Origin of the sequence: Photorhabdus khanii NC19, from assembly GCF_000517265.1 — a bacterium.
GTDB lineage: Bacteria > Pseudomonadota > Gammaproteobacteria > Enterobacterales > Enterobacteriaceae > Photorhabdus > Photorhabdus khanii.
Map to the genome: position 1 here is coordinate 839,161 of NZ_AYSJ01000002.1, position 24,078 is coordinate 863,238.

21 protein-coding genes and 3 pseudogenes are annotated in these 24,078 nt (G+C 40.3%); 8 read left to right on the forward strand and 16 right to left on the reverse strand.

The window, feature by feature from the left end:
• Positions 1–149 precede the first annotated feature (149 nt).
• Positions 150–1,076, forward strand: coding sequence for an Rpn family recombination-promoting nuclease/putative transposase (locus PTE_RS03740; protein WP_036843267.1), 927 nt, complete (start codon positions 150–152; stop codon positions 1,074–1,076).
• Between the two features lie 1,226 nt (positions 1,077–2,302).
• Here PTE_RS03740 and PTE_RS03745 read toward each other — a convergent pair.
• The 8 genes and pseudogenes from PTE_RS03745 to PTE_RS27415 form a co-directional block, all read right to left on the reverse strand.
• Complete coding sequence (locus PTE_RS03745; RefSeq protein WP_036843269.1) at positions 2,303–2,803, reverse strand: Imm70 family immunity protein; 501 nt, start codon at positions 2,801–2,803, stop codon at positions 2,303–2,305.
• Positions 2,800–3,648, reverse strand: coding sequence for a hypothetical protein (locus tag PTE_RS03750; protein WP_110742759.1), 849 nt, complete (start codon positions 3,646–3,648; stop codon positions 2,800–2,802). The genes PTE_RS03745 and PTE_RS03750 overlap by 4 nt, the downstream gene beginning before the upstream one ends.
• 47 nt (positions 3,649–3,695) lie before the next feature.
• A complete protein-coding gene (locus PTE_RS25570) occupies positions 3,696–3,863 on the reverse strand; it encodes a hypothetical protein (protein WP_152961582.1) in 168 nt (55 codons plus the stop codon).
• A 118-nt stretch (positions 3,864–3,981) separates the two neighbouring features.
• On the reverse strand, positions 3,982–4,440 hold the full coding sequence (locus PTE_RS03755) for a hypothetical protein (RefSeq protein WP_131601404.1): 459 nt from the start codon (positions 4,438–4,440) through the stop codon (positions 3,982–3,984).
• A complete protein-coding gene (locus PTE_RS03760) occupies positions 4,437–4,700 on the reverse strand; it encodes a hypothetical protein (RefSeq protein WP_051477129.1) in 264 nt (87 codons plus the stop codon). The genes PTE_RS03755 and PTE_RS03760 overlap by 4 nt, the downstream gene beginning before the upstream one ends.
• Positions 4,701–5,001: 301 nt before the next feature.
• On the reverse strand, positions 5,002–5,241 hold the full coding sequence (locus tag PTE_RS03765) for a hypothetical protein (protein ID WP_036843271.1): 240 nt from the start codon (positions 5,239–5,241) through the stop codon (positions 5,002–5,004).
• Positions 5,242–6,290: 1,049 nt separating this feature from the next.
• A pseudogene (locus tag PTE_RS26925) lies at positions 6,291–6,431 on the reverse strand (DUF637 domain-containing protein); the annotation flags it as partial.
• Positions 6,385–6,615 (reverse strand): annotated as a pseudogene (locus PTE_RS27415) (DUF637 domain-containing protein). The pseudogenes PTE_RS26925 and PTE_RS27415, both read right to left, overlap by 47 nt.
• Positions 6,616–7,193: 578 nt before the next feature.
• Between PTE_RS27415 and PTE_RS26785 the strand changes: the two are divergent.
• A complete protein-coding gene (locus PTE_RS26785; RefSeq protein WP_280739715.1) occupies positions 7,194–7,325 on the forward strand; it encodes a hypothetical protein in 132 nt (43 codons plus the stop codon).
• Here PTE_RS26785 and PTE_RS26215 read toward each other — a convergent pair.
• Complete coding sequence (locus PTE_RS26215; protein ID WP_051477136.1) at positions 7,322–10,507, reverse strand: two-partner secretion domain-containing protein; 3,186 nt, start codon at positions 10,505–10,507, stop codon at positions 7,322–7,324. The two genes, PTE_RS26785 and PTE_RS26215, sit on opposite strands and share 4 nt — an antisense overlap.
• A 1,180-nt stretch (positions 10,508–11,687) precedes the next feature.
• Between PTE_RS26215 and PTE_RS26790 the strand changes: the two genes are divergently transcribed.
• From PTE_RS26790 to PTE_RS03780, 4 genes and pseudogenes are all read left to right on the forward strand, one after another.
• Positions 11,688–11,813, forward strand: a complete 126-nt coding sequence (locus PTE_RS26790; protein ID WP_274534084.1) for a hypothetical protein — start codon at positions 11,688–11,690, stop codon at positions 11,811–11,813.
• 190 nt (positions 11,814–12,003) lie between these two features.
• A pseudogene (locus PTE_RS26220) lies at positions 12,004–12,108 on the forward strand (type VI secretion system tube protein Hcp); the annotation flags it as partial.
• A gap of 110 nt (positions 12,109–12,218) precedes the next feature.
• Positions 12,219–13,205: a T6SS immunity protein Tli4 family protein gene (locus tag PTE_RS03775; RefSeq protein ID WP_036843272.1), complete on the forward strand. Its 987-nt coding sequence runs from the start codon at positions 12,219–12,221 to the stop codon at positions 13,203–13,205.
• Between the two features lie 122 nt (positions 13,206–13,327).
• Positions 13,328–14,635 carry a hypothetical protein gene (locus tag PTE_RS03780; protein WP_036843547.1) on the forward strand — a complete coding sequence of 436 codons (1,308 nt, stop codon included), beginning with the start codon at positions 13,328–13,330 and terminating at the stop codon, positions 14,633–14,635.
• Positions 14,636–14,766: 131 nt separating this feature from the next.
• On the opposite strand, the gene PTE_RS03785 is transcribed toward PTE_RS03780, so the two are convergent.
• From PTE_RS03785 to PTE_RS03810, 7 genes are all read right to left on the reverse strand, one after another.
• A complete protein-coding gene (locus PTE_RS03785; protein ID WP_036843273.1) occupies positions 14,767–15,441 on the reverse strand; it encodes a LuxR C-terminal-related transcriptional regulator in 675 nt (224 codons plus the stop codon).
• A gap of 9 nt (positions 15,442–15,450) precedes the next feature.
• Entirely contained in the window at positions 15,451–15,621 is a 171-nt protein-coding gene (locus PTE_RS24840; RefSeq protein ID WP_339366705.1) for a hypothetical protein, read from the reverse strand.
• 645 nt (positions 15,622–16,266) lie between these two features.
• Positions 16,267–16,935 (reverse strand): LuxR C-terminal-related transcriptional regulator, encoded by a 669-nt coding sequence (locus PTE_RS03790; protein ID WP_036843274.1) that lies wholly within the window; start codon positions 16,933–16,935, stop codon positions 16,267–16,269.
• A 24-nt stretch (positions 16,936–16,959) separates the two neighbouring features.
• Positions 16,960–17,646 carry a helix-turn-helix transcriptional regulator gene (locus PTE_RS03795; RefSeq protein WP_036843276.1) on the reverse strand — a complete coding sequence of 229 codons (687 nt, stop codon included), beginning with the start codon at positions 17,644–17,646 and terminating at the stop codon, positions 16,960–16,962.
• Between the two features lie 215 nt (positions 17,647–17,861).
• Positions 17,862–18,548: a helix-turn-helix transcriptional regulator gene (locus tag PTE_RS03800; RefSeq protein WP_036843277.1), complete on the reverse strand. Its 687-nt coding sequence runs from the start codon at positions 18,546–18,548 to the stop codon at positions 17,862–17,864.
• 218 nt (positions 18,549–18,766) lie between these two features.
• Positions 18,767–19,453 (reverse strand): helix-turn-helix transcriptional regulator, encoded by a 687-nt coding sequence (locus PTE_RS03805; protein ID WP_036843278.1) that lies wholly within the window; start codon positions 19,451–19,453, stop codon positions 18,767–18,769.
• A 41-nt stretch (positions 19,454–19,494) separates the two neighbouring features.
• The gene (locus tag PTE_RS03810; RefSeq protein WP_036843279.1) at positions 19,495–20,184 is read right to left on the reverse strand and encodes a PAS domain-containing protein; all 690 of its coding nucleotides are present in this window, start codon (positions 20,182–20,184) and stop codon (positions 19,495–19,497) included.
• Between the two features lie 1,001 nt (positions 20,185–21,185).
• On the opposite strand from PTE_RS03810, the gene PTE_RS03815 reads away from it, so the two are divergent.
• The gene (locus PTE_RS03815; RefSeq protein ID WP_021326462.1) at positions 21,186–21,398 is read left to right on the forward strand and encodes a helix-turn-helix domain-containing protein; all 213 of its coding nucleotides are present in this window, start codon (positions 21,186–21,188) and stop codon (positions 21,396–21,398) included.
• 740 nt (positions 21,399–22,138) lie between these two features.
• The gene (locus PTE_RS03820; protein ID WP_051477138.1) at positions 22,139–24,061 is read left to right on the forward strand and encodes a type VI secretion system Vgr family protein; all 1,923 of its coding nucleotides are present in this window, start codon (positions 22,139–22,141) and stop codon (positions 24,059–24,061) included.
• The last annotated feature ends 17 nt before the right edge of the window (positions 24,062–24,078 follow it).

The following is a 24,078-nucleotide window of genomic DNA, read 5'->3' on the forward strand; positions in this document are numbered from 1 at the left end:
TGATTAACCTGAACTTTGCTTAAGAAGGAAATTAAAGTATCTGAGATACGAGCAACGTTTTTGTCAAAGAAAATTCAAGACATTTCAGTCCACTCGGTTTCTTGCTTAATATTCCTTCAATATAAAAGAAAGTATGCTACCATTCACCGATGAAGAGAAAAAAAACACCAACGCCACATGACGCTGTTTTTAAACAGTTTTTAAGTCATATTGATACCGCCAGAGACTTTTTGGAGATTCATTTGCCTGCGACATTACGGGCAGTTTGTGATCTGGATACACTGCGGTTGGAATCAGGGTCGTTTATTGAAGACAATCTGCGTGCGCATTATTCCGACATTTTGTATTCATTGAAAACGGCGCAGGGTGACGGTTACGTGTATTGCGTGATCGAACACCAGAGTTCCCCGGATAAGATGATGGCATTCCGGCTGATGCGATACAGTATTTCCGCAATGCAACGGCATCTGGAGCAGGGACATGAAAAATTGCCGCTGGTCATTCCGGTGTTGTTCTATCACGGGAAAATACAGCCGTATCCGTGGAGTACCCATTGGCTTGACTGCTTCGATGATCCGGCCCTGGCGAAGGAAATCTATTCCGGTGCATTCCCGCTGGTAGATGTGACGGTAATCCCGGATGATAGGATCCTGACGCATAAACGGGTTGCGTTACTGGAAATAGTGCAAAAGCATATCCGGCAGCGAGATATGGCGGAGTTACTGAAAGAACTGGTCATGCTGCTGACGTATGATTACTATACGGATGAACAGCTAAAAAGCATGTTAAACTACTTATTACAGGTGGGAGATACCGCCGATCCAGAGGGTTTTATCCGGCGACTGGCAGAACAGTCCCCGAGGTATGAGGAGGTACTGATGACAATAGCGCAGAAACTGGAGCAGAAAGCACGCAAGGAAGGACTCCAAGAAGGACTCCAAGAAGGATTGCATAAAGGCGAAAAACAAGGGGTCCTGAAAGTCGCGAGTGCGATGATGGATATTGGCATCGACCGTGAAACGATAATGAAAACCACCGGTCTGAGCCAGAACGAGCTTGAGCAAATACGTCACTAACTCGTGCTGAGAGCTCTTAATCAGCATTCAACGATTCGTGTTAAAAGAGGATCTTACGGGGACTGGCAGAACAGTCCCCGAAGTATGAGTATCGACCGTGAAACGGTGATGAAAATTATCGGACTGGGCTTGAATAAATGTCCGACAAACTTTTACGGGATATATAAGCATTAATAAATCCAATTATTTTTCTCATTTTTCACTGATAGCTTTATGATGGGCAGGTTTTAAACTGTTATTAAAAGTTATTTTTTACTTATGCTTTTAATCGGTATAAAGTTTTAGCTGTTGTTTTTACCGCTTTTAACGTCTGCTTTTTATTAAATTTAATCATCATGGTAGATTGTATTTTACGTTTAACTAACATTGATTATACTCACTTTTATCTTTATTGATGTTGTTTTACTGGTAATTCTGAGTGGTTTTTATAAATCTTTTATCTTCATAAATCAACCCGTAAATAGTCTGATGGTATAAAGATACCTTTTTATGTTTTTTCGTGTAACATCGTAAATAGTCGGATAATATTCTTTTTTTCGCTGATTTTTTAACTCTCTTTTAATGGCTAATGGACTTCGATTAAATATAATCAATATCCTTTTAAAAAATTTAACTTATGGTTAAATGCATTTTTTATATAAATATTTAATACCTCTGTTTTCGTGTTTTTAAATGGTCATGGCAGGCTAGGTAAATATAAAATAAGCGGAGGAGAGCATTTTTGGTAAATATATTAAACATAACAGGGAATAAGTTGTTTTTAGTCACTCAATACCTTTTAAAAATCTGGCATTAATGGGTACCTGTTTTTTTACCCTTAGTTAACTCATCACCGAAAAAGCAGCTTCCTGATCGCTAAAAAAGGGAAAACAAGTAAAAAGAGAGAGTGCACTATGTTTAAAAGATGACAAATTTATAAAAAGATTCTTATTCCGAGGGTTGTAGTTTTCAACTGGAGAGTGATATTGCTTAATCTCGTTTTTTATCGATTCCATTTCGCAATGGATTCCAAATAGGATACAGCCGGTTAATCAGTTATAACGACACTTATTCTATTATTGAGTGGTTTTACTGCCTGAATTTTTATCTGGTCGTTGAATGTTTTATCCAGCATTATTGCAGCTAATACAGCGGCCAAAGCACCCAAGGTTAAATGGCCTGAGTCCAGTGGGCTCTGGACTCAGGCATCATTAGCTGCTTAGTGTAGAGTTAGTTCAGGATCCGTTTTAACGTAACCAGAATGGCGGATCGTGTGGGCCTAAAGCATCGTATTGCTCAAGAGGGCGATTAATCTCATCAATGTAATATGGTGTATCAGTAAAACCAATTCTTACAGGGATATATTCATTAAGCTCTTGATAATAAATTTCAGTGCATTCTAATGCTTCAGAAAATGCACTAAAAAACCTTTTAAAAACAACTGATAGCGACTCTCCATTCAGATTTAATTTCGTATTATTTACATTCACTCCTAACGACATCCAATCAATATCTTTAGCTGATATCTGTGAAAATGACCTTTCTATGCTATCAAGATCTTTTTTGACATTTGATAGTTCCCCATATTTCAAAGAACGCCGATAGAGATTTTCTGTAACCCAAGGATATTTACTCCCTTTATTACGATGTTCCAATAACGTTACCACTAAATTGAAAAATCCATTTATATCAGATGCAGGGCCTATTTCAGCTAATGTCATAGCAGCATGTATACCAACATTTTTCATTCTGTTTTAAACCTAATGGATGATGAGCTTATAGCGCTATTTGATTTCTGCACTATACCTTGAACTATTTGCATTTTTTGCTTGGCAGTTATTGCTTGTCCCCTAACATCAATAACAACCTGTTGTTCCATTCCTGCGGGAAGGTTTTTCTGCCGCTCAATTACCTGTTTGGCAACATTATTAATCAGGCCATTTTTATTCGTTGCAATGTTATAGTTTTTCACTTCAACACTGCAAACATTGCCCTGACACCAGTCTGGGCGAACACTGCCTTTAGTGCCATAGGGGACTTCTTTACCCTCTTTAAAAGTCACTTGACCACTCCAGCCATCCCCTAAATCTTTCCCGACATCAATTTCTGATTTTCTGTGACCGGGGCGTGAGATTGATGTAATTTCATCACTGGCCTTATTGATAAGTGTAGAAGCTTCCCCAACGTTGCCTTTTTGTAAGGCTTTCTCTACCGCCTTGATAGTTTTCCCGGCGGCATCACCTGCACCGGGAATAATGGCCATCGCGGCGACCAGATAATCTAATGCGCTTTCAGCCTCGACAAAACCTTTAATATCCCCAATAACGGGCACGAAGTCAGTACCAACGCTGATAATTTCCCCGGCTTGTTTACACGCCTCCGGTGACTGCTGACAAAATGCTCTCTTTTTCTCCTCGTAAGCTTTGATTGTACCCCGTCTTTCTTTCTCTGCTGCGGACAGAAGGTGTGCCAGTGAATTATAGACAATAACGATTTCCCCAGCATGAGCACCACTGTTAGCGCCTTCTGCGCTATTGGTTGCGATTGCCCCGGCAACACCGCCGATAATTTTGCCACCCGCCTGAATGTTCATCGGGTCGCTGAAGGTTTTATCCAGCGTGATTGCTGCCAGTTCCGCTGCTAATTTTGACTATCAGATAATCTTTGTAAATATTCAATGCAGGACACATCAACATCCTTACCATAATTCACAGCTAAGTCGTTTAAATCTACTTTAGCATTATATTGTTCAGACAATATCTTCAAATAATAATTCTTTAACTCTTCAAAAAGGGATTTATTTTTCATTTAGGCAATCTCCTGCCTTCCGCTTTTGCACTTTTTGTCTTATCTTTGGGGCATCGAATTGGCAAATACAACCATATATAAGCATATGGTTATATTTAGATTATTTATTGTGTGTTTTCTACTGTAGTTTAATAAAACTGTTTGTTATTAAAATAGGCTCATCATATGATTCTAAGTCTTCACTTAACCACATTTCCCCATTCCTATCTAGATGAAATTTAATTAAAGCTCCAAATTCATCTAATGAAATAATAACATTAAGTTTATCATTAGGATTTAAATATTCCCATGAAATAAGTAAAGAATTGCAAAATAATATTGAATACTCTAAATGATTTTTATCCACATAGTCATCAATATGAAGTGAATTTACAAAACATTCAAACCCAACACAATCCTGAAAATGTTTTTTTGATGCAGAAGAGCTATAATTCATAAGTTTTTTAGAGAAAAAGCAATGTTCTTTTTCAATAAATCCACTGGAAATGATTGATTGTAATTCATCTGTAAGAACCAGATGATTCCCTTTTAACTCTTTCATTTTCTGTTTCATTTTTAAGTTAATTTTTAGCATCATTTTTCCCCTAAATATTGTTTCATACCTTTATCAATCGCATTTTTAAAGTTACTATCCTTTAATAACTCATTGACTTTTTTAGGCGCATCAGGAAATGTATTTGAAATAGAATCATAATAATATTTATTTCCTTGATTGTCCTGATAGTGTAATTGCCCTGCTCGTTGACCAGGATTTGGGTTTTCCACATCAATACGTTCTTTACCTACTCCTTTCCAAATTGTTTTACTTGGTACTTGAACTCCGTTTGCACCTATCATTTGACCATTTTTGTTTAACGTATAGTTATGTGAAGATTGTTGGCCTTTATTCTTCCCAACAATCGAAGCAACCGAAACCTTACTGCCAATAGCACCACCAATACCGGCAGATTCTACCGCTTCTTTGGCTATCAGTGCACCTTTTTCCCAGGCGGGTTAGCAAGTTATATGATTGTTTTAAACGTTAAGCAAATATCCCAGCTTTTGGTGAACTGCACCTTAAATCAGTTAGTGCCTAACCTTTGGGGGCAGTTCAGATGATCTAGGGGGAACTAAAACCAAAATTTAAAATATACAAGTTTTATGAATCAATAAGATCCTTTTTAGTTTCAATCAGAAGTTCAATAAATTCATCTAATGGAAACTTCAATTCAACTTGTTCAGATAATATTCTTAAATCGGGAAAAAACTCTACTTCAATATGTTCAATCCCCTTATCCTTATTAATTTGGCAAAGCATTTGATTTTTATATGATATCTCAACTGTTAATTCTTCATATTTATTATCACTGAAAAAATCAACATTAAAATCTGTATGCATAATTATTTATTCCTTTTCGGATCTAGAACACCTGAGAAAGATCCATCTGCATTGTAGCGAACACCTCTTCCATCAGGTAGTCGATATTCAACACCACCACGGGATAACTCTGTTTTGACAGTATCTGGATTTAGTAATACTTCATTAACAAATTTATTTGCTGTCGCATTTTTTTTGGCCACATTTCCTTTTAGTGGTTCAAATGTTCCACCTTGTCGACCTGCGTGCTTTTCCCATGCCCTAGCAGCCTCAGATAGACCTTGTGGATTCATTGGTTTGTTGGCAGAACTTACTAAGTCCTTAATAGTAAATTTATTTCCTTGATTTACTACACTCGTCCCCTTTCCGGTTCTAGGTTTCCCCTCTGTACCCTCATTCGGCTGATAAGGTTGTTTATTCTTCCCAACAATCGAAGCAACCGAAGCTTTACCAACTGCACCACCAATACCGGCAGATTCTACCGCCTCTTTGACTATTAATGCACCTTTTTCCCAGGCGGGCAGCGAGTTATACAACAGCCCTAAATCGTTCTGGTTTTCTGTGGTCACAAACTGGCTGAGACGATGGGCATCTTCCTCTGATAAGCCAAACATCCATCTCAGGCCACTAACGGCATCGGCTGTTTTTATTCCACTTTCCATTTCAGCCTGATAGGTCAGTGTGCATAATCCGCCGTTTCCTGCACAGTCAGACAACATTTCTGCCCGTTGCGCAGCGCTCAGTATTCCGTATATGTTCCAGATGGCTTCGGTAGAGGCTCCTTGCTTATTTGCCTCTTGAAGTTCTCTGGTCAGATTGTAAACACTCATGGAATGCAGGTGATTGAAGAGGATCACGATTTCACCGGGATTAGCACCACTGTNAGCGCCTTCTGCGCTATTAGTCGCAATCGCGCCTGCAACACCACCGATAATCTTGCCACCGGTTNGAANGTGCATCGGNTCCCTGAAGGNTTTATCCAGCGTGATNGCTGCCNGTTCCGCTGCTAATGCACCTGCCGCGGCCCCTTTTGCATTACCGCCACCCTTCTCTGCCGCCAGAGTGGAGACAGCANCGTGGGTAATCCCTTTACCCGGCACACCGAGAACCTGGCCGNTATTGCCAATCNGATTGGCCCCTTCCGCATTAATCTGGCTGCCAATATTAGACAGCAGGGGCTGTGGTGAAATTGTNTTTAAAGCTGCCNCNATTAATCGNTGNCCCCAGACTGGNNCCNATAATGGACTGGACCGCNACCCGCTGAGCCACTTTGCTCCAGTCNCCGTTGCTCAAGNAANGTAATTTTGCCNTTAACAGATNCAGATTTGGGCCATTCGCCNCANTATCCCCTCCCATCNCGTNATCCAAACCCGTCAGTGNACGACCCATTGCCATGGACNNGAAAATTTNATTTAACGGTATCNCTGCTTCCCATCGCTNTTAAGGTTTTGGACAAGACACCCTGATTATCCACCAANAGNGACTGCCGCCTGAGAGGCCAGAGCCGCCATGCCGGAAGCTGTCGCACCGTAAGCCATGGAGCCCACGGTAGCGGCAGTACTGGCGGTAGCCCCCGCTGCCGTCGCCGCTGAACCTGCCGTGCCTGCGGCTGATCCGGCCACCGAAGCCGTTATGCCTGCGCCTGCCGTCACGGTGGCGACAGCAATCGCGATAACCGCCGAAACCACCGGGTTCAGGTGCTGGCTTTTATAATCCCAGCTGTCATACGCATCTTTAACTAAGTTCCATTGCACATCCTGACGTTCATTGAGTCCTTTCAGCCAGGCGGTTTCCGGGGTATTACCGAAGACGGAGACGGCATTTTGTAATGACTGACCATTTTTAGCTTTAATGTCCGCGCTGACACCGTTGGCGGTCTCTACAGTGAGTTTTCCACCGAGATGAATAGCCGGAAGCACCCAGGNATTTTCGGTGTAACCTTTATCTGTCTGCTTGATGTAGAACCCTTTGGAATGGGTAATCGTTTGCGCAAAGGTGCTGTTGTTTACCGCCTTAAAATTAACCTGACCGTGCGTACTGGTCAGTTTGGCATGTTGATGGGTGGCGATTTTGCTGGCTTCATAGGTGCTGTCATCCCGGCTTAACAGGTTAATATCGCCGCCGGCGGTAAATTCAGTGACTTTGTTGGTGACGTCATGACGAGTGCGGGTGGTGGTTTTCTTCTTGCCATACCACCGGCGTTTGTCTCGGTTTTCTCATAGTGACTGGATTCTTCCATCGCCTGAGCGTACAGATAGCCGCCTTGTGCCGCGATATCCATGGCTCCTTTGGCCGCCAGTTGAGTGGCCTGGAAAAGAATGTTGCCGTTTGAGATAACGGTCAGCACACCGCCGCTGGTCAGTTCAGTGCCTTGTTGAGTCACTGATCCGGTGAATTCCCTGCCACTTTCCCGGGAGGTGTGATTTTGCACCGATTCAAAACGCATATTGCCGCCGGAGGAAAGCGTGACATCACCCCCGGAAGTCAATTTGGCACCGGCGGTGGTGAGGGTGCCATTTGCTGCTATCGTCAGTTTTTTATCACCCCGGATTTGGGCAATAATATGCCGGTCATCTTTGTTGTTATCATTTACCTGATTAATGGCAGAATAAGCCAGGGAAGGGAATGTGATATTTCTTCCTGCGGATAATAATGTATTACCGTTTGCCTGTATCTGAACGGCTTTCCCATTAATATCACCACCACTGATCAGGCTGATATTATTCTTTGCTGTGATCCGGCTGCCTGATTCTAATGAACGTGAAGGCGGAATATAATTACCCGATAAAAAAATGCCTTCCAGTTTACGAAAAACTAAGGCTCGGGAACCGAGTTCAATATGCTTTGCCGCACTTAAATAAACATCTTTTCCGGCTGAGATGAAAGCCCCCTGAGCAACGAAATCACCTCCCGCATGAATCATCAATGACGTTGAGGCATGTAAAACGCCGGTCATTGGCAACAGGAAATGAATATTTCCCTTTTCCTGTTCAGGCAGAATAGCATTCAGCAGATCCGTATCCCATTTGTCCGGAGGCATAGGACCCGTTTGTCGAGGGGAGAGCTGTACCGTGTTTTCTATCCCAATATCATGATTAGCTGTCAGAGAAATATCCGTACTCGGGGTTAAACAGGTATTTTGTAAAAGGAGATTTTTACCTGCCTGGATTGTTAAACTGCCATTAGCACTTAATGTACTTATTCTACGGGTATTATCGGCATTAAAATAACCGGGTTTGTCACTGCTCTGAAACCGAATATCGCCATGACGGCTAATAAGGGTAATATCTTTCCCTTTTACTTCACTTTGCAACGCATTAATATGGTTGATGGCTGTCATCGATAAATTATTTGATGACAGCAGTGCGGCATCATGAAGATTAATCTCTTTTTCAGCGATAATGTTTAATTCATTAATTGCCTTTATTTTATCAGTGATATTGATTTGCCCGGCATGGAGAATAATCTTCTCAGCGGATACTGTTTCCGGTCGTTCTTTGACATTAACTTCTGAGACAGTTTTAATATCATAAGGAAGAGCGGTATTAATGTTGATACTGTCTTTGAAATCAGCAACCAGGCTCCCTTTCGCGATGATGCTTGCGGGTTCAATGACATCGTCTTCGTCATTCCAGGTCTGAGTTTCGCCTGATTTTTTGTAAGGATAGACCGTCGGGACGGGTTCAAGTTTAAGATCATAAATAATAAAATGATTGAGTGAGCTTTTTCTTTGGCTTTCATTAATAAACTTATTTCCAGCGAGAAAAATATCTTTTCCAGCTTCAATTTTACTTATCTGATTGGATAAATTATCACTGTTAATGTAAGTATTTCCTCCTGAGAGGATAAGACCGGGCAGAGAATTTTCTAATACCCAACTTTTCATTCGGGTATTATTTAAATACGCTTTTTCTGTTCCGTTATCCTCAAAACCAAGACGACTAAAATAAACAGGTCCAAACCATTTATCAGGAAGGGGTGTCAACTCTGCGGTGATCGTATAGGGATTGCCAAAGATACTGACATCACTGAGAACGGTCATATCTCTGTCTGTAAAATCGGGGGTTATCTGTTTATTGTTAATAACAAAGATGTTACGGGTATTATTCAGCTCTTTTGTCCTGACAACCAAATCCCCTTTTACGGTTTTTATCGTTGCCGATCTGTTTTCGACTAACTGACCTTTATTCCCCTGCGCATCTTTCTGTATCCACAGATTATCGTTGGCTTGCAGTAAGGCTTTATCACCGGTATTACGCACGGTGTCACCGAATACCCGCATATCCCGACCGGCGGTCACACTACCTTTATTCTCCAATGTGGTGTTTGCCAGGGTCATATCCCGGCCTGCTTGCACGTTAATATTCGGCGCAATATAAGTTTCTTTGCTAATAATATTTAAGTCGGTTTTAGCCTTGGTATTTCCTAATTCAATTTTGCCATTAACGTTTAAAGTAATATCACGCTGGTCGCTAACCACATCTTTCAGATTAACCCCAACGCCATCTTCAGTGGCGACCAGCCGGATTTTATTGGCATACATACCGCCCAACGCTTTGGTATCAATGGCTAATTGCGGTTTAGCACCTTCTCCGGCAATGGATTTAATTGTGTCGTCTTTTAAACTGATGCGGTTGGTGCCCTGCGTCAGAGAGAGATTATTGGCCTGAATTTTCCCGTTCAACTCCGTGGCCCGGCTGATGATATCGACATAATCTGTCGCCTTGCCATCCAGCCCTTTGCCACCAAGGGTGATCTGGCCTTGTTTAACTTCCAATGCTTCCAGCGCACCCTGTTTGTCAAACTGGGGTTTCCCGGTGGTCAGGGTTGCGCTGGAAGTATTGATAAAACCACAGCCATCACAGGTAATGCCGTTGGGGTTGGCAATCATCACATTGGCTTTATTGCCGACAATTTCCAACTGGCCTTGCAGCTCAGAGCGCCCGTTACCGGTGACTTCATTAATAATCAGTTCCGCCGCGTTGCCTTGCAGGTTAGGGTTGGCGTTCAGTTGCCCGACCAGCTGTGATTGCGCCGTTTGAGTGGCGTTATTGAGTACGGCGCCCTGAGTGGCAACGTTAAACTCTTGATAGGTGTTATGGGATATTCCCGCGCCATTCGGAGTCGCAATATTGACCACCGGCACATTACCCTGATGTTGTACCTGTGTGCGGTCATTATCCGGCGTTATCCCGGCGGCGATAGCCGGATGCAGCGGCTGGATTGCGGTCAGGTAAATTAAAAGATAACTCGTGGCCCTGACCAACGGGTTGCTGCGCTTATCCATCGTACTCTCTCTTTTCTTAAGTTAATTGGGCTTCGTTGATAAAACGGTAATCTTTCCATAGGAAATATTGATAATTTAATAGTGTCATAATTGAACTATTCTAATGCGTGATTAATTATCTGTCTGAATTGATGGTGTGAAATGTGATCAATGTTGGGTTATTTAATCCTGACAATGGGGAATGAGATATATTAAATGCTAGAAAGTGGTGATAAAGCTGGAGATGTTAAATGGGGGACGGAACGATGGCGTTGGCAATGAATTGTGAAGCGAAGGCGGTGTGATATCAGTGATATTGCAGGAATAGCAAGCGATTATCGACGGCGATTGGCGGCTATTATTATTAAATTAAATGTATTAATAATGGCCGGATATTTCTTCCCAAGTAAAATGAAGGTAAAGAACCTGCCAATTTGCGTTAATTGTTAAACCGATAACAAGCGTGGCGGGTGTTGCTCTCTTTATTGAAAAGCAAGTTATCTCTATTTTATAGAATTCTTATATTTTTATAATTATTATCACCATTTAGGGGGCTGTAAAGATAAATATATCTTTTTATCTGAGCCTCAACATGGTCAATATTCTGTAAAATATCACGAATAATATCCTTATTAATCCATTGCTTCTGACTATTTCTATCACGTCTTATCCTGCATTACAGAATTTATTCTCATTCGCATTAAACGCATTTCTTTTTTTCTACTTCTTCTACTAAGTACTTAACCTATTATGCTGTGAATATAAAAATGACTTTAACGGTATGAAATATTCATAACTAATTGAAAAATAATAAAATAGATAAATCTCTATCACTTTATAAAAATAAAAGCAATATTTTCTTGAAAAAAATGACATATCGTTTGGTTTATGTTTATATATTGTGTGTTTTTTATATGATACGTTGGTTTTTATGACTGATTATCTTTGTGCAAAAAGTGCTATAGGATAAAAAATGTCTTGATTTTATATAAAACTGTTTAGAAAATCACCATTTCCCAGGAAATGGCCTGCTCTGGTAAATTCATTTATTTATTGGCACGGGCATTGTCGGTTTTCTCTTATTTGCTGCCCGGTTAACTGCCTGCTCTGAAATATCTGAATCCGGTTTTTTGTTTCTGAATTGCGTTATGGCATAACCATCATGCCATTCATTCTATCTGTATTGTTTAAGGAGTTGCTTGTGGCACAGAGTTTTCAAAACGAAATTCCCAAAGCGCGCATTAATATCGGTAAAAAAACCATGGAAGAAGTGGCTGCGATTAAAAACATCGGTACCTACTTTGATCGCGCTGAATACACCGAGTGACAAGCGTTCCGCGACAGCGATGATGCCGGCTATATCTATATCCAGGTTTCTCAGATGCTGAAAGCCAAGGGGTAACAACGTGAAAATTGATCGTCCGTTATGGGTGACATGGACCATAGCGAAACAGACCACCCGTTTTCAGTGTGGGGTTGGGCTGACTGGATGAGAGCGGCAAAGTGCAAGCGATAAACTGGACAACGTGAAGGTGGTAAAAGTGGCACCGCTGATGCATGACATCAAAGCCCTTGCTAAAAAGAAACACAACCATCTGAAACGCGTTGAGTTCCGCTATGAAAATCATAAAAACATTATATATCATTACCTTATGGGCCTCGGTACACGGTTATGGGCGGTAGCGTACCTCTAAATTTTATTAATTCAATCTTAACCAAAAAGGAAAATAAAATGAAATCTGAAATATTAGCAAATATGCAGACCCGTTGCGTTGGGCGTTATCTGATTGATATTCCCTTATCATTTGAAAACATCATCAATACTGGGATATTTATTGGTGATGTAAGAATAGAAACCAAGCGTTTGCATTTATCCACATTTGAACAGTGGATACAAATAAGGGAGCAGAAATTAAGGGTGACCAGAACTGCCGATCCGAAAGATCTGCCCTTTTTAAAAAAGGTTCATCATCTCCAGGGGAGCTTATACGGTGTTATTTTTGACAGAAATAACAATGTCAGTGAACCTGGCTTCACCCGAGTATTAGAAGCCCATTTATATGATAATGGTGTGGCTTTTGTTATAAAGATGAAATTTACAGAAATTTCAGATGACAAATACAGTTATTCAAGAAATATTTATATAAAATCTGGAATGGACGAAAGCCAATATAAAATGCTTTCTCAAACCTTGGACAAAATGCAAAGGCTTCTTTCCAGAATCAGTGGCAGAAAGGATAGAGAAATTCCGACAATGGCAGGGATCTGTATCCCTGATGGTTTTATTGCCAGTCATGATAATGATGATGAGAAAGTGAATATGACTTTTGCCTATCAGGGAGATGAGAATGATCATTTCACATTCGGTATTGAAATAATTAATGACCTTAAAGAAGATACTCTGCTTGAACGTATTGGTGAAGTTGAAAGGGATTGGTTCATTAATTGTGGCAGGGTAATAAGAAACGGGGAAAGAGAAATAAACGGCATTCATGGGGAAGAGTTATTAGCCTTAGGTCTGCAACCTTTTGATAGTAATCCTCGGTATCGATTTGATTTTATTATAAATGATATGGTGGTGGATGAAGAAAAAGTTTGTGTTGGTATTATGTTAATGAATTACCAGTTACCTTCGCCGCCATATACCGAAGATGAACTGATCACGTTTTGGGATGCAATAACGAAAACCTTTCGTAAAAGACCGGGTGCTTGCGGATAGCGATAAATGTAATTAAATACAGAATATCATTATATCTATCATTATTTTTAAGATGGTGGAGCTAATTAGTGCGAAAAAGTATTTTCGTTAATTCAATGAGCTATAAGGAATTTATTTTTATTATGAACAATATTGTGACTAACGCTTTGCAGTTGCCTGCCTGGTATCCGCAAGCTTTCTCTCATTTGGGGGCAGAGGAGTATGCCATTGTATGCCAAATCTGGCAGCGTGAACCTGTGCTGCGTGAACTGGCGGCTGAACTTGATAAATATCATCCACCGAAGGAAATGCGTTGCACTCCCAGTGGAAATCATGAAGTCAGGTTCATGAGACTGATGGAGTCTACACATCCGGATCACTATTGTCGTTTCTGTCAGTCTCACCACTCTTACTATTCCGGCACACCATTTCATCAACTTGATCATAGTCAGCATGCCCGTTTATACGCGGTTTTGGTAACGCTCTGGGGCTGTTGGCATATTGAAGAGGCGATTTGGATAAGTGGTTGTTATTATAGGAAATCCTGGAGGGGCTACTGCCAGCGGTTGAAGTCGGTTCTGATGCTGATTGGTAAACGTCCGGTGACACTGTATCCCCGTTATTTGCTGGGTTTCATGCCGGGCCAGCAAGGAGTAGATTGCCCGGCATGCCGGTCATCACGATTAAGCTACGCTGAGGAGATGCCTGCGGGCAACCCAATGATTCACTGTGAAGCGTGCCAGCATCAATTTGTGCTCTATCCGGAAATTCCCAAGGGTATTGATCCATTTGCAGAGAAAAGGCCGGATGATAGGGTACCGGTGCCGGATTGGTTCCAGCGGTTATTTGCGCATACCACGCAAGCGCAATACCAGCATTTAAGGTCTGTCTGGCAAAGAGAGCCGGTACTGCGGGTGCTGGCTGATCGTCTGGATGAACAGAATCCGCTCTTGGGCGGGGTATATGAGTGTCCCTGGTGTGGGAATCGGCGTTTGACAACCTACGTTAGGGAGCATCACCATGATGAATATTATTGCCGGGCCTGTGATAAGACGTTTTCTGCCAGTGCTGGCTCGATATTTTATCGGTTGCAGGAGAAATATTACTATCGCCTGTATTCCGTGTTGGTCATGTTGTGGACACAGTGGCGACCTACGAAAGCTTTGGCAATAGGTAAACTGCGAAAATTGGAGGTATTTAACTACTATCGTAAACGGCTACAGCCGCTGTTTGATGAGCTGGGCGATCAGCTTATTACACCGTATCCCCGGTATATGTTAGGATTTAAGCCTGGAAAGCAGGGGGTTTGCTGCATTCATTGCCAGTCTTTAAATTTGGATATCGTGGGAGTAGTCACCACCCCGAATAATCCCAAGATTAGTTGTCTGGATTGTGGCAGTAAGTTTAGGTTGCATGTTTGGCGCTGGCAGTTTTTACCCGATACACCCTAATATGCCATTTGATCCCTTTTACCAAAATGGAGTCGATATATTGTTTCAGCGGTAGCCTTATTAATCAATCAAGGCTGCCGCAGTTATTATCGGTAATTGAAAATTATGTTAATAGTTTGATAATCCGATTTTTAAGTTAATAAAAATTTTTCTGGTACATAATGATGAAAGTTATTAGCCAGACAGTATTCTTCTAATTGTTTGCTGGAATTAATACCTATCTTGCTATATATCCGGGATATATATGTTTTAACAGTATGATGAGCAATATTCAATCTTTGTCCAATCTGTTTTCTGGTGTATTTTTGTAAAAAGAAGAAAATAATATCCCACTCGCTTTGAGTAAAAAGATCTGTTGGTGGTTGGAGTATAATGGATGAGGGTAGTTTTTTATGATATTGATGTAATTGGGTTAATGAATACTCTTTGGCTTCCCATGCATGGAAAAGGATCCCGATACTTTCGTTTTCATCACTATATAGTGGATATTTTTCGCAAAAATAAGACGACAGAAATGTATCTTTTCTATACTGGTGTGTTTCAAGTGAACATACTCTTTGTCCTCTTGTTATTACATTTTTATCATGATCCATGAATTCCTTGGCAAACTCAGCGCCATTCCAGGGGATTTCAGCGTCAAAACATCCTTCGTAATCAAATGAGTCTGGAAGATTTTGAATATGTTTAAATGCCAGGTTGCCATAAGTCCAGCATGAATTCTGATCTTTTATTCCCCAAGGCTCATTACTTTGCTGTGTTGTGTTAATGATTTGAGGTGAGACAATTAGCTTATTGGTTTTGCTCATGATTAAGTCCTATAATATCATATCGAAATCTTCAGGAAGGTTGAATAGTTGATAAAAAGCAGGATTGGCATAAATAAATCTTGATTGCAGATCTTTGGCTCCCCAAGGTTTATCATTTCTCTCCCACTTTTGAGTTAATTGTGGTGTGATATTGCTGGGATTTTTTCTTATATTTGACATAGTTACTCATAAATCTTTATTTAAATTATTATCTAAAATTTTTGTTTGTCGATTACGCTTCAAGTGAACCTATCTATAATAGAAGAAAATAACTTTCTCGTCAAAAAACGTATGTTTATTAATTGATTTTTTACTATTTAATAATGTAATTTTAAATTTAAATGAATATAACTATAAATATTATTTATACGGAAATTGTTTTGAGTTTTTATTGAGTAAATAGCCCGAGGCTGTTGCTGTGCTCTCTTCTACACCTGATATTGGACATATTTTAGTGAGAAAGTATATGTTATCAACGATAAATAAGTGTAGATTATACCTAGAATTATCAGCATCCTCGTTATTGTCAATTGATGAATAATTATTTTCCCTAATGCTTAATAGCTGTTTTGCTAAACTATTTTATTTACTCTTATCTGTAATAAAGAGCAAATCTGGGCAGTGTTTTGAGAAAAGTGGTAATTTTTAAATACATTTTTAATGTGGATAGAAGGGTGAGTGAAGCGAATCACCCCTCATATGCTACATGTATGTTCCTGTGTGCTGCCCGTGTTTACTCTTCATTATAAGAACGGCCTGCAACAATGACGTCTATTAGGATAGACTCTAAGTTTCATTGTCAAGAGTCATTTGATAATACGATTTCTAAGACAATAAAAATCTCTCTGGTACATAATGATGAAAATTATTCGCCAGACAGTATTCTTCTAATTGTTGACTGGAATTAATACCTATCTTGCTATATATCCGGGATATATATGTTTTAACAGTATGATGAGCAATATTCAATCTCTGTCCAATCTGTTTTCTGGTGTATTTTTGTAAAAAGAAAAAAATGATATCCCATTCACGTTGAGTAAAAAGATCCGTTGGTGGTTGGAGTATAATGGATGAGGGTAAATTTTTATGATATTGATGTAACTGGGTCAATGAATACTCTTTAGCTTTCCATCCATGGAAAAGGATCCCGACACATTCTCTTTCATCATTATATAATGGGAGTTTTTCTTGAAAATAGGATGATAGAATTTTATTTTTCCCATATATATGTGTTTCAATGGAACATATTCTTTCTTCTTTTGCCATTACAGTTTTATCATGATTTATGAATTCTTTTGAAAATTCAGCTCCATTCCAAGGGATTTCATTGTCATAAAGCCCTTCATAATCAAATGAATCTGAAAGGTTTTGTAGGCGTTTAAATGCCGTATTACCATGAATAAAGCATGAAGAACTATCTTTTATTCCCCATGGTTCATTGCTTAATTCCATTGTGTTGATGATTTGAGGTGATATCGCATAGTTCTTCTTCATAAAAACTCCTTTATAATTTTGGACTTAAAGAAACATGCTGCTTTCTGGGTGCACAAATCTTTCTGGCACATAGAGATCATAATCATTGAGGCGACAATATTCCTCCAATTGATAACAGGAATTAACGCCAATCTTTTTATATATCCGAGCCATATGGGTTTCAACTGTGCGATAGGAGATATCTAGCATCTTGCCCATTTGTTTACTGGTATATTTGTGCAAGGAGAGGAAGATAATATCCCATTCCCGTTGAGTAAAAAGATTCGTTGGTGGTTGGAACAGAATAGAAGCTGGGAGTTTACCATGGTATAAACGGGTTAATGAGAAATCTTGGGCTTTCCATAAGTGATATATAATCCCCATACAATCACCATTTTCATGGTAAAGGGGGGATTTTTCACAGAAATAAGACGAAAATGATTTTATTTCACCCCAAATATGTGTTTCGAGAGAAACATATGATTTTTCTTCTTGCATTACCTTTTGATCATGATGAATATATTCCTTTGCAAATTCAGCGCCATTCCAAGGAAGCTCATCATCATAAAGACCTTCAAAATCAAATGATTTTTGGAAATTTTTGAGAGACTTTAATGCTTGATTGCCATAAATAAAGCATGAGTTTTGATCTTTGATTCCCCAAGGATCATTACTTTGTTGTATTGTATTAATGATTTGAGATGAAATAATTAGATTGTTGGTCTTGCTCATAATTAACTCCTATTGTACAGTTAATGATTAATGGTTTAAATTTATAATTCCCTATTGGCAATATCTTATGAATGAATTTTTTTCGCAGAATTACCATAAATAAAGCATGAAGAACTATCTTTCACTTCCCTCGGTTCATTGCTTAATTCCATTGTATTGATAATCTGAGTTGATATTTCATAGCTCTTCATAAAAACTCCGTGATAGTTTGAAATTTAAAGAAACATGCTACTTTCTGGGTGCACAAATCTTTCTGGCACATAGAGATCATAATCATTGAGGCGACAATATTCCTCCAATTGATAACAGGAATTAACGCCAATTTTTCTGTATATCCGAGCTATATGGGTTTCAACTGTGCGATAGGAGATATCTAACATCTTGCCCATTTGTTTACTGGTATACTTTTGCAAGGAGAGGAAAATAATATCCCATTCCCGTTGAGTAAATAAGTCAGTTGGTGGTTGGAACAGAATAGATGCTGGGAGTTTACCGTGATATAAACGGGTTAATGAGAAATCTTGGGCTTCCCACCCACGAAAAAGAATTCCTATGCATTCTTTTTCATCATTATATAGTGGATATTTTTCGCAAAAATAAGATGACAAAAATTTATTTTTTCCATACCTATGTGTTTCAAGTGAACATACCCTTTGTCCTTTTGTCATTACGCTTTTATCATGATTTACGTGTTCTTTTGCAAACTCTGCTCCAGCCCAAGGGAGCTCGTCGTCAAAACACCCTTCATAATTAAATGAATTTGGAAGATTTTGAAGATACTTAACTGACTGGTTACCATAAATCCAGCATGAGTTCTGATCTTTGATCCCCCAGGGCTCATTACTTTGCTGCATTGTATTAATGACTTGAGGTGAAATAATTAGCTTATTAGTTTTACTCATAATTAAATCCTATTGTATAGTTAATGGGCAATCGTTTAAATTTATAATTCCCTATTGGTAATACATTATGAATGAATTTTTTTCGCAGAATTGCCGTAAATAAAGAATGAAGAACTATCTTTCACTCCCCTCGGTTCATTGCTTATTTCCGTTGTGTTGATAATTTGAGGTGATATTGTATAGTTCTTCTTCATAAAAACTCCTTTATAATTTAGGATTTAAACAAACATTCTGCTTTCTGGATGCACAAATCTTTCTGGTACATAGATATCATAATCATTGAGGCGGCAATAATCCTCCAATTGATAACAGGAATTAACGCCAATCTTTTTGTATATCCGAGCCATATGGGTTTCAACTGTGCGATAGGAGATATCTAGCATCTTGCCCATTTGTTTACTGGTATACTTTTGCAAGGAGAGGAAAATAATATCCCATTCCCGTTGAGTAAACAAATCAGTCGGTGGTTGGAATAGAATAGTTGCTGGGAGTTTACCATGATAGAAACGGGTTAATGAGAAATCCTGGGCTTTCCATGTATGGAAAAGGACTCCGACACATTCGTTTTCATCATTATATAATGGAAATTTTTCTTGAAAATAAGATGATAGAATTTTTTCTTTCCCGAAGACATGTGTTTCAAGTGAACATATCCTTGCTTCTTTTGTTATTACGGTTTTATCATGGATAATGAATTCTTTTGCAAATCCAGCTCCGTCCCAAGGAATTTCATCGTCAAAAAGCCCCTCGTAATCAAATGAATCTGAAAGATTTTGAAGATGTCTAAATGCCATATTGCCATAAATAAAGCATGAATTTTTATCTTTTATCCCCCAAGGTTCATTACTTTGCTGCATTGTATTAATAACTTGAGGTGAAATAATTAGCTTATCAGTTTTGCTCATAATTAAGTCCTATTGCACAGTTAATGGCTAGTGGTTTAAATTTATAACTCCCTGCTACCAATAGTGAAAAATCTTTCAGGAACATAAAGGTGATAGTTATTTTTCTTGCAGAAATCTTCTAATTCCATATGGAGTGGTAAATTGAATTTCTGATAAATCGACTGAATATGATTAATAACATCTTCTGTACTGATCATTAATTCTTTACTGATGCTTTCTTCATCTTGTGAACGCAGAGTCAGAAAAATAATCTCCCACTCAGTCTGCGTCAGTATGTTATTAGGTGGTATAAATTGCAGGGTTGACGGCGATGTTTTTTCATAATAGGAAGAAACAGAAAAATCTTGGGTTTTGTACATATGTAAAATAATCCCCATGCAATCACCCTTTTCATCACAAAGGGGATATTTGTCACAAAGATAGGTTTGTTTAACTTTATGTTCTCCAAGCAGATGGGTTTCCAGTGAAGTGACCCGTTGCATAGTTTGAATCGCTTTTTGATCCTGACGGTAGAATTCTTCTGCACATTCGGCGATAGGTAAGGGTAATTCACCGGCAGAAAGCCCTATAATATCGAAATCTTCAGGAAGGTTAAGTAGTTGATAGAAAGCAGAATTAGCATAAATAAATCTTGATTGCAGATCTTTAGCTGCCCAAGGCTCATTACTTCTGTCCCACATTTGAGTTAATTGTGGTGTGATATTACTGGGGTTTTTTCTGATGTTTGACATAACAGCTCCTAAATCTTTATTTAAGTTATTATTTGAAACTTTTGTTTGCCGATTACGCTTCAAGTGGGCCGTTATATAATAGAAGATAATAACTTTCTCGTCAAAAATCGTATATTTATTAATTGATTTTTTACTATTTAACAATGTGATTTTAAATCAATAAAAATATAACTATATTTATTATTTTATACGAAAATTGTTTTATGGCTTGTTGAAGAAATAGCACGAGGCTGTGGTTGTACTCGCTGTTGCGCCTGATATCTGGCGTCTTTTAGCGATAAAGCGTGTGTTATCAAAGGTAGATATAAGTGCAGATTGTGTCCGAAGTCATTCGTAGCCTCTTCAGTTGTTAATGGATAAATAATTATTTGTCCTAATGCTTGATAGCTATTTTACTAAGCTGTTTCATTTACTCTTATTTGTAATAAAGAGCAATTATTAACCGTGTTCTGAGGAAGACGATAGTTTTTGAACACATTTCTAGTGTAACCCGAAGAGCAGGATAAGCAAATTACGCCTCTTGTATTAAGTGTATATTTAGGGTTTTAAACACTATCTGTTTTTACTGTTTATTTAAAAGCATGTTTTGCAGCAATTATTTTTATTGAAATAAGTAGTAAATACTTAATGGTGAGGCTAATATAAGAATTGCAATATGTACACCAATTGGTTGTGATAACTCAGTATGCGTCATGTTATGCAATTAAATGATCACTTTAAGCGGTTCATTGAAGTATTTATTACGATACCAATTCGTGTAAGAATAATTAAACTTCTGTACCTGGATGTAATATTTCAAACAACAATCATCTCTCTTTCTATATCGGAGAATTTGCTGTGCTTTGCGGGGTTTGATGTCTTAGCACAGCTATTTTTTTAGTATTCCGCACCAGTGCGGGCCCAGGGGAAAAGCTGTAACAACATAAAAACATTGGTCTGATAAATAGGAAGCGGATATGAGCATAGTACCTTGCATAACCAAACTGAGGAAGGAAGCAGGAATGATCGAAAGACACGATTGGCATAAAGCAGATATTATTGCGGCGCTGAAAAAACGAGGAACATCGTTGGCGGCAGTTTCGAGAGAAGCAGGGCTTGCGTCATCTACTTTATCAAATGTTTTACACCGTCCATGGCCCAAGGGAGAGCGGATTATTGCGACCATTTTAAATTGTGAGCCATCTGAAATATGGCCAAGTAGATATTTTAAGTAAATTATTATTCGTAAAAATTTACTTGAACTTTTCATAACAGAGTTAATGAGAAGGGAATTCAATGTCTGAGGTACGAGCAGAATTTTTAACAAATGACAGTTCTCTTTGTACATCAGGCATGATTTTGATAAACAGGTGTTTCTACATATTGAATAAAGTTCGGTGGTATTTTGCAAAGATGAAAATTTATTTCTCTTTAAACAAAGAATACAGTCGAATTAAGTGCGGTCGGGTAACATGCTGCACTTATCCGACTCTTCGCCATTATTGGGTACTGATATAATATTGTATTTTTATTTTACGGTGTTAACTGAGTTAAACCGGCGATCGCCTTTTCAAGATACTGACGATGGCAACCTAAAATCATTAAACATAAACACGATACAAAAAATTTCGTGATATATGTCACGTTTTTAAGATTGATCGGATATTAATCAATCGAACAAACAAGACACAGTCAATTTTTTGTTATATTTTACCGATGAGATATTAAACAGATAAAACTACGCATTATTTGTCGTGACTCTCTCTTTGGTAACCGATGGCATAGCAGCCCAGGTTACCTGTTCAATGCAGGTTATCAACAAGACTATCAGCAACAGACTGCTAGCAGCCTCATTGGCTTAATGTTTTTCCCCAAGGGGGTCTCTTTAACCCCTTGATGATTATGACTACACGCAAAAAACCGCCGGACCGAGGGTCTGTGCGTTGAATATCCTCATGAAAAATAAGGGGGCGTGATGTCATTGCAGAAAAATCAACCCAGGCCATCTGGTGCCAAACACCTTGCCGACCGGCTAAAAACGCAAAGTGCCAGCGGCTTACAATTTACCCTCACTGCCGGTGGATTACCGCCTGAAACCTTTGTCGTCGCCGGCTTTTCACTGAATGAAGCTTTCTCCACCCCCTTTAAGCTGGCGGTCAGTTTAGCCAGTGCCGACCCGGCCATTGATTTCGCCGCGGTCCTCGATAGCAGCGCTACCTTGTCCATCCTGCGTGCAGGCAAAATCGAGCGTACCGTCACCGGCATGGTCGCCAGCTTTGTTCAGGGCAATACCGGGAAACATCAAACCCGCTACGAGATGACTCTCTATCCCGATATGTGGCGCACCACCCTGCGCCAGAATTCACGGATTTTTCAGCGGCAGGATATCAAAACCATTCTCACCACCCTGCTCAAAGAGAGCGGCGTCCGGGATGTGATATTCCGCCTGCGTTACTCACACCCGGAACGGGAATTCTGCGTTCAGTACCGGGAAACCGATTTTGATTTTCTGCAACGGCTGACCGCCGAAGAGGGCATTTTTTACTTCTTTGAGTTCAACGAGAATAAAAACACCCTGGTGTTTGCCGACGTTGCGGGTGCCCTCGGCGAAGGCCCGCTATTGCCTTACCACCCCGATGAGGCAACTCAGGCCCAGCAATTATGCGTCACCACCCTGACCCGGCAGGCTCAGGTGCGCCCGGCCACCGTGGAGTTGAAAGATTACACCTTCAAAAATCCGGTCTGGGCTGCTGAGTTTCGGCATCATATGCGGGAAAAAAACCTCCAGCACACCGGCTATGAACACTTTGACTTCCCCGGTCGCTTTAAAGACGAACAGCACGGTGCCGATTTTACCCGCTATCGGCTGGAAGCCCTGCGCAATAATGCCCTGACCGGCTATGGTGAAAGTAACGACGCCGCTATGCAGCCGGGCGTGCTGTTCACCCTGGTCAACCATCCCCGTGATGACCTCAACCAACTCTGGCAGTTGATCCGTGTCTCTCATACCGGCCACCAGCCACAAGCGCTGGATCAGGCCACCGGGGATACCGGCACCATCATGAGCAACCAGTTCACTTTTATCCCATATCACCAAAACTGGCGTCCAATGCCACAATCCAAACCGGTTATAGATGGCCCACAGATAGCCAAAGTGGTTGGCCCGGCCGGGGAAGAGATCTTCTGTGATAAATACGGTCGTATCCGGCTGCAATTTCTGTGGGACCGTTACGGTCAGAGTGATGACAACAGCTCGTGCTGGATACGGGTAACACAACCGTGGGCCGGTCAGGGCTGGGGCATGCTGGCGATCCCGCGTGTCGGTCAGGAGGTGGTGGTGGACTTTCTCAACGGCGACCCGGACCAGCCGATTGTCACCGGGCGCACCTATCATGCCAATAACATCCCGCCGGGAACCTTACCGGGCAGCAAAACCCAGATGGCCCTGCGCTCAAAAACGCACAAGGGCGAAGGTTACAACGAACTGCGCTTTGAGGATGCCAAAGGCAGCGAAGCCCTGTCGCTGCACGCTCAACGGGATATGCATACCCGGGTGAAACATCGCCAGACACTCACCGTGGAAGCCGCCGACCGTGAGATTACCGTGACGGCCGGTGATGAAAACACCGTCATTAAACAAGGTAACCTCAAGGAAACCATCTGCCAGCTGCGCAGCACCGAAGCCAATCAGGTCCAGGTCAGGGCCAAAGCCGGTAAAGCCGGCGACGGCACTCAACTCTATGAAGCCGGTGACAATATCACGCTGACGGTCGGCGCGGGAAAAATCGTGATGACCCAGGAGAGCATCAAACTCTTCTTCGGCGGCGAGGCCAACAGTATTGAAATCAATGCCAGCGGCGTCATTGTGCTGGGCAGCAACATCAATATGAACAAGTAACCCGGCCCCTCAACACC

Coding starts and splice junctions, on each gene's coding strand:
- PTE_RS03740 (WP_036843267.1), top strand. CDS start 150: ATGAAGAGAAAAAAAACACCAACGCCACATGACGCTGTTTTTAAACAG.
- PTE_RS03745 (WP_036843269.1), bottom strand. CDS start 2,803: ATGAAAAATGTTGGTATACATGCTGCTATGACATTAGCTGAAATAGGC.
- PTE_RS03750 (WP_110742759.1), bottom strand. CDS start 3,648: ATGAACATTCAGGCGGGTGGCAAAATTATCGGCGGTGTTGCCGGGGCA.
- PTE_RS25570 (WP_152961582.1), bottom strand. CDS start 3,863: ATGAAAAATAAATCCCTTTTTGAAGAGTTAAAGAATTATTATTTGAAG.
- PTE_RS03755 (WP_131601404.1), bottom strand. CDS start 4,440: ATGATGCTAAAAATTAACTTAAAAATGAAACAGAAAATGAAAGAGTTA.
- PTE_RS03760 (WP_051477129.1), bottom strand. CDS start 4,700: ATGATAGGTGCAAACGGAGTTCAAGTACCAAGTAAAACAATTTGGAAA.
- PTE_RS03765 (WP_036843271.1), bottom strand. CDS start 5,241: ATGCATACAGATTTTAATGTTGATTTTTTCAGTGATAATAAATATGAA.
- PTE_RS26785 (WP_280739715.1), top strand. CDS start 7,194: ATGGGTAATCGTTTGCGCAAAGGTGCTGTTGTTTACCGCCTTAAAATT.
- PTE_RS26215 (WP_051477136.1), bottom strand. CDS start 10,507: ATGGATAAGCGCAGCAACCCGTTGGTCAGGGCCACGAGTTATCTTTTA.
- PTE_RS03775 (WP_036843272.1), top strand. CDS start 12,219: ATGAAATCTGAAATATTAGCAAATATGCAGACCCGTTGCGTTGGGCGT.
- PTE_RS03780 (WP_036843547.1), top strand. CDS start 13,328: ATGAACAATATTGTGACTAACGCTTTGCAGTTGCCTGCCTGGTATCCG.
- PTE_RS03785 (WP_036843273.1), bottom strand. CDS start 15,441: ATGAGCAAAACCAATAAGCTAATTGTCTCACCTCAAATCATTAACACA.
- PTE_RS24840 (WP_339366705.1), bottom strand. CDS start 15,621: ATGTCAAATATAAGAAAAAATCCCAGCAATATCACACCACAATTAACT.
- PTE_RS03790 (WP_036843274.1), bottom strand. CDS start 16,935: ATGAAGAAGAACTATGCGATATCACCTCAAATCATCAACACAATGGAA.
- PTE_RS03795 (WP_036843276.1), bottom strand. CDS start 17,646: ATGAGCAAGACCAACAATCTAATTATTTCATCTCAAATCATTAATACA.
- PTE_RS03800 (WP_036843277.1), bottom strand. CDS start 18,548: ATGAGTAAAACTAATAAGCTAATTATTTCACCTCAAGTCATTAATACA.
- PTE_RS03805 (WP_036843278.1), bottom strand. CDS start 19,453: ATGAGCAAAACTGATAAGCTAATTATTTCACCTCAAGTTATTAATACA.
- PTE_RS03810 (WP_036843279.1), bottom strand. CDS start 20,184: ATGTCAAACATCAGAAAAAACCCCAGTAATATCACACCACAATTAACT.
- PTE_RS03815 (WP_021326462.1), top strand. CDS start 21,186: ATGATCGAAAGACACGATTGGCATAAAGCAGATATTATTGCGGCGCTG.
- PTE_RS03820 (WP_051477138.1), top strand. CDS start 22,139: ATGTCATTGCAGAAAAATCAACCCAGGCCATCTGGTGCCAAACACCTT.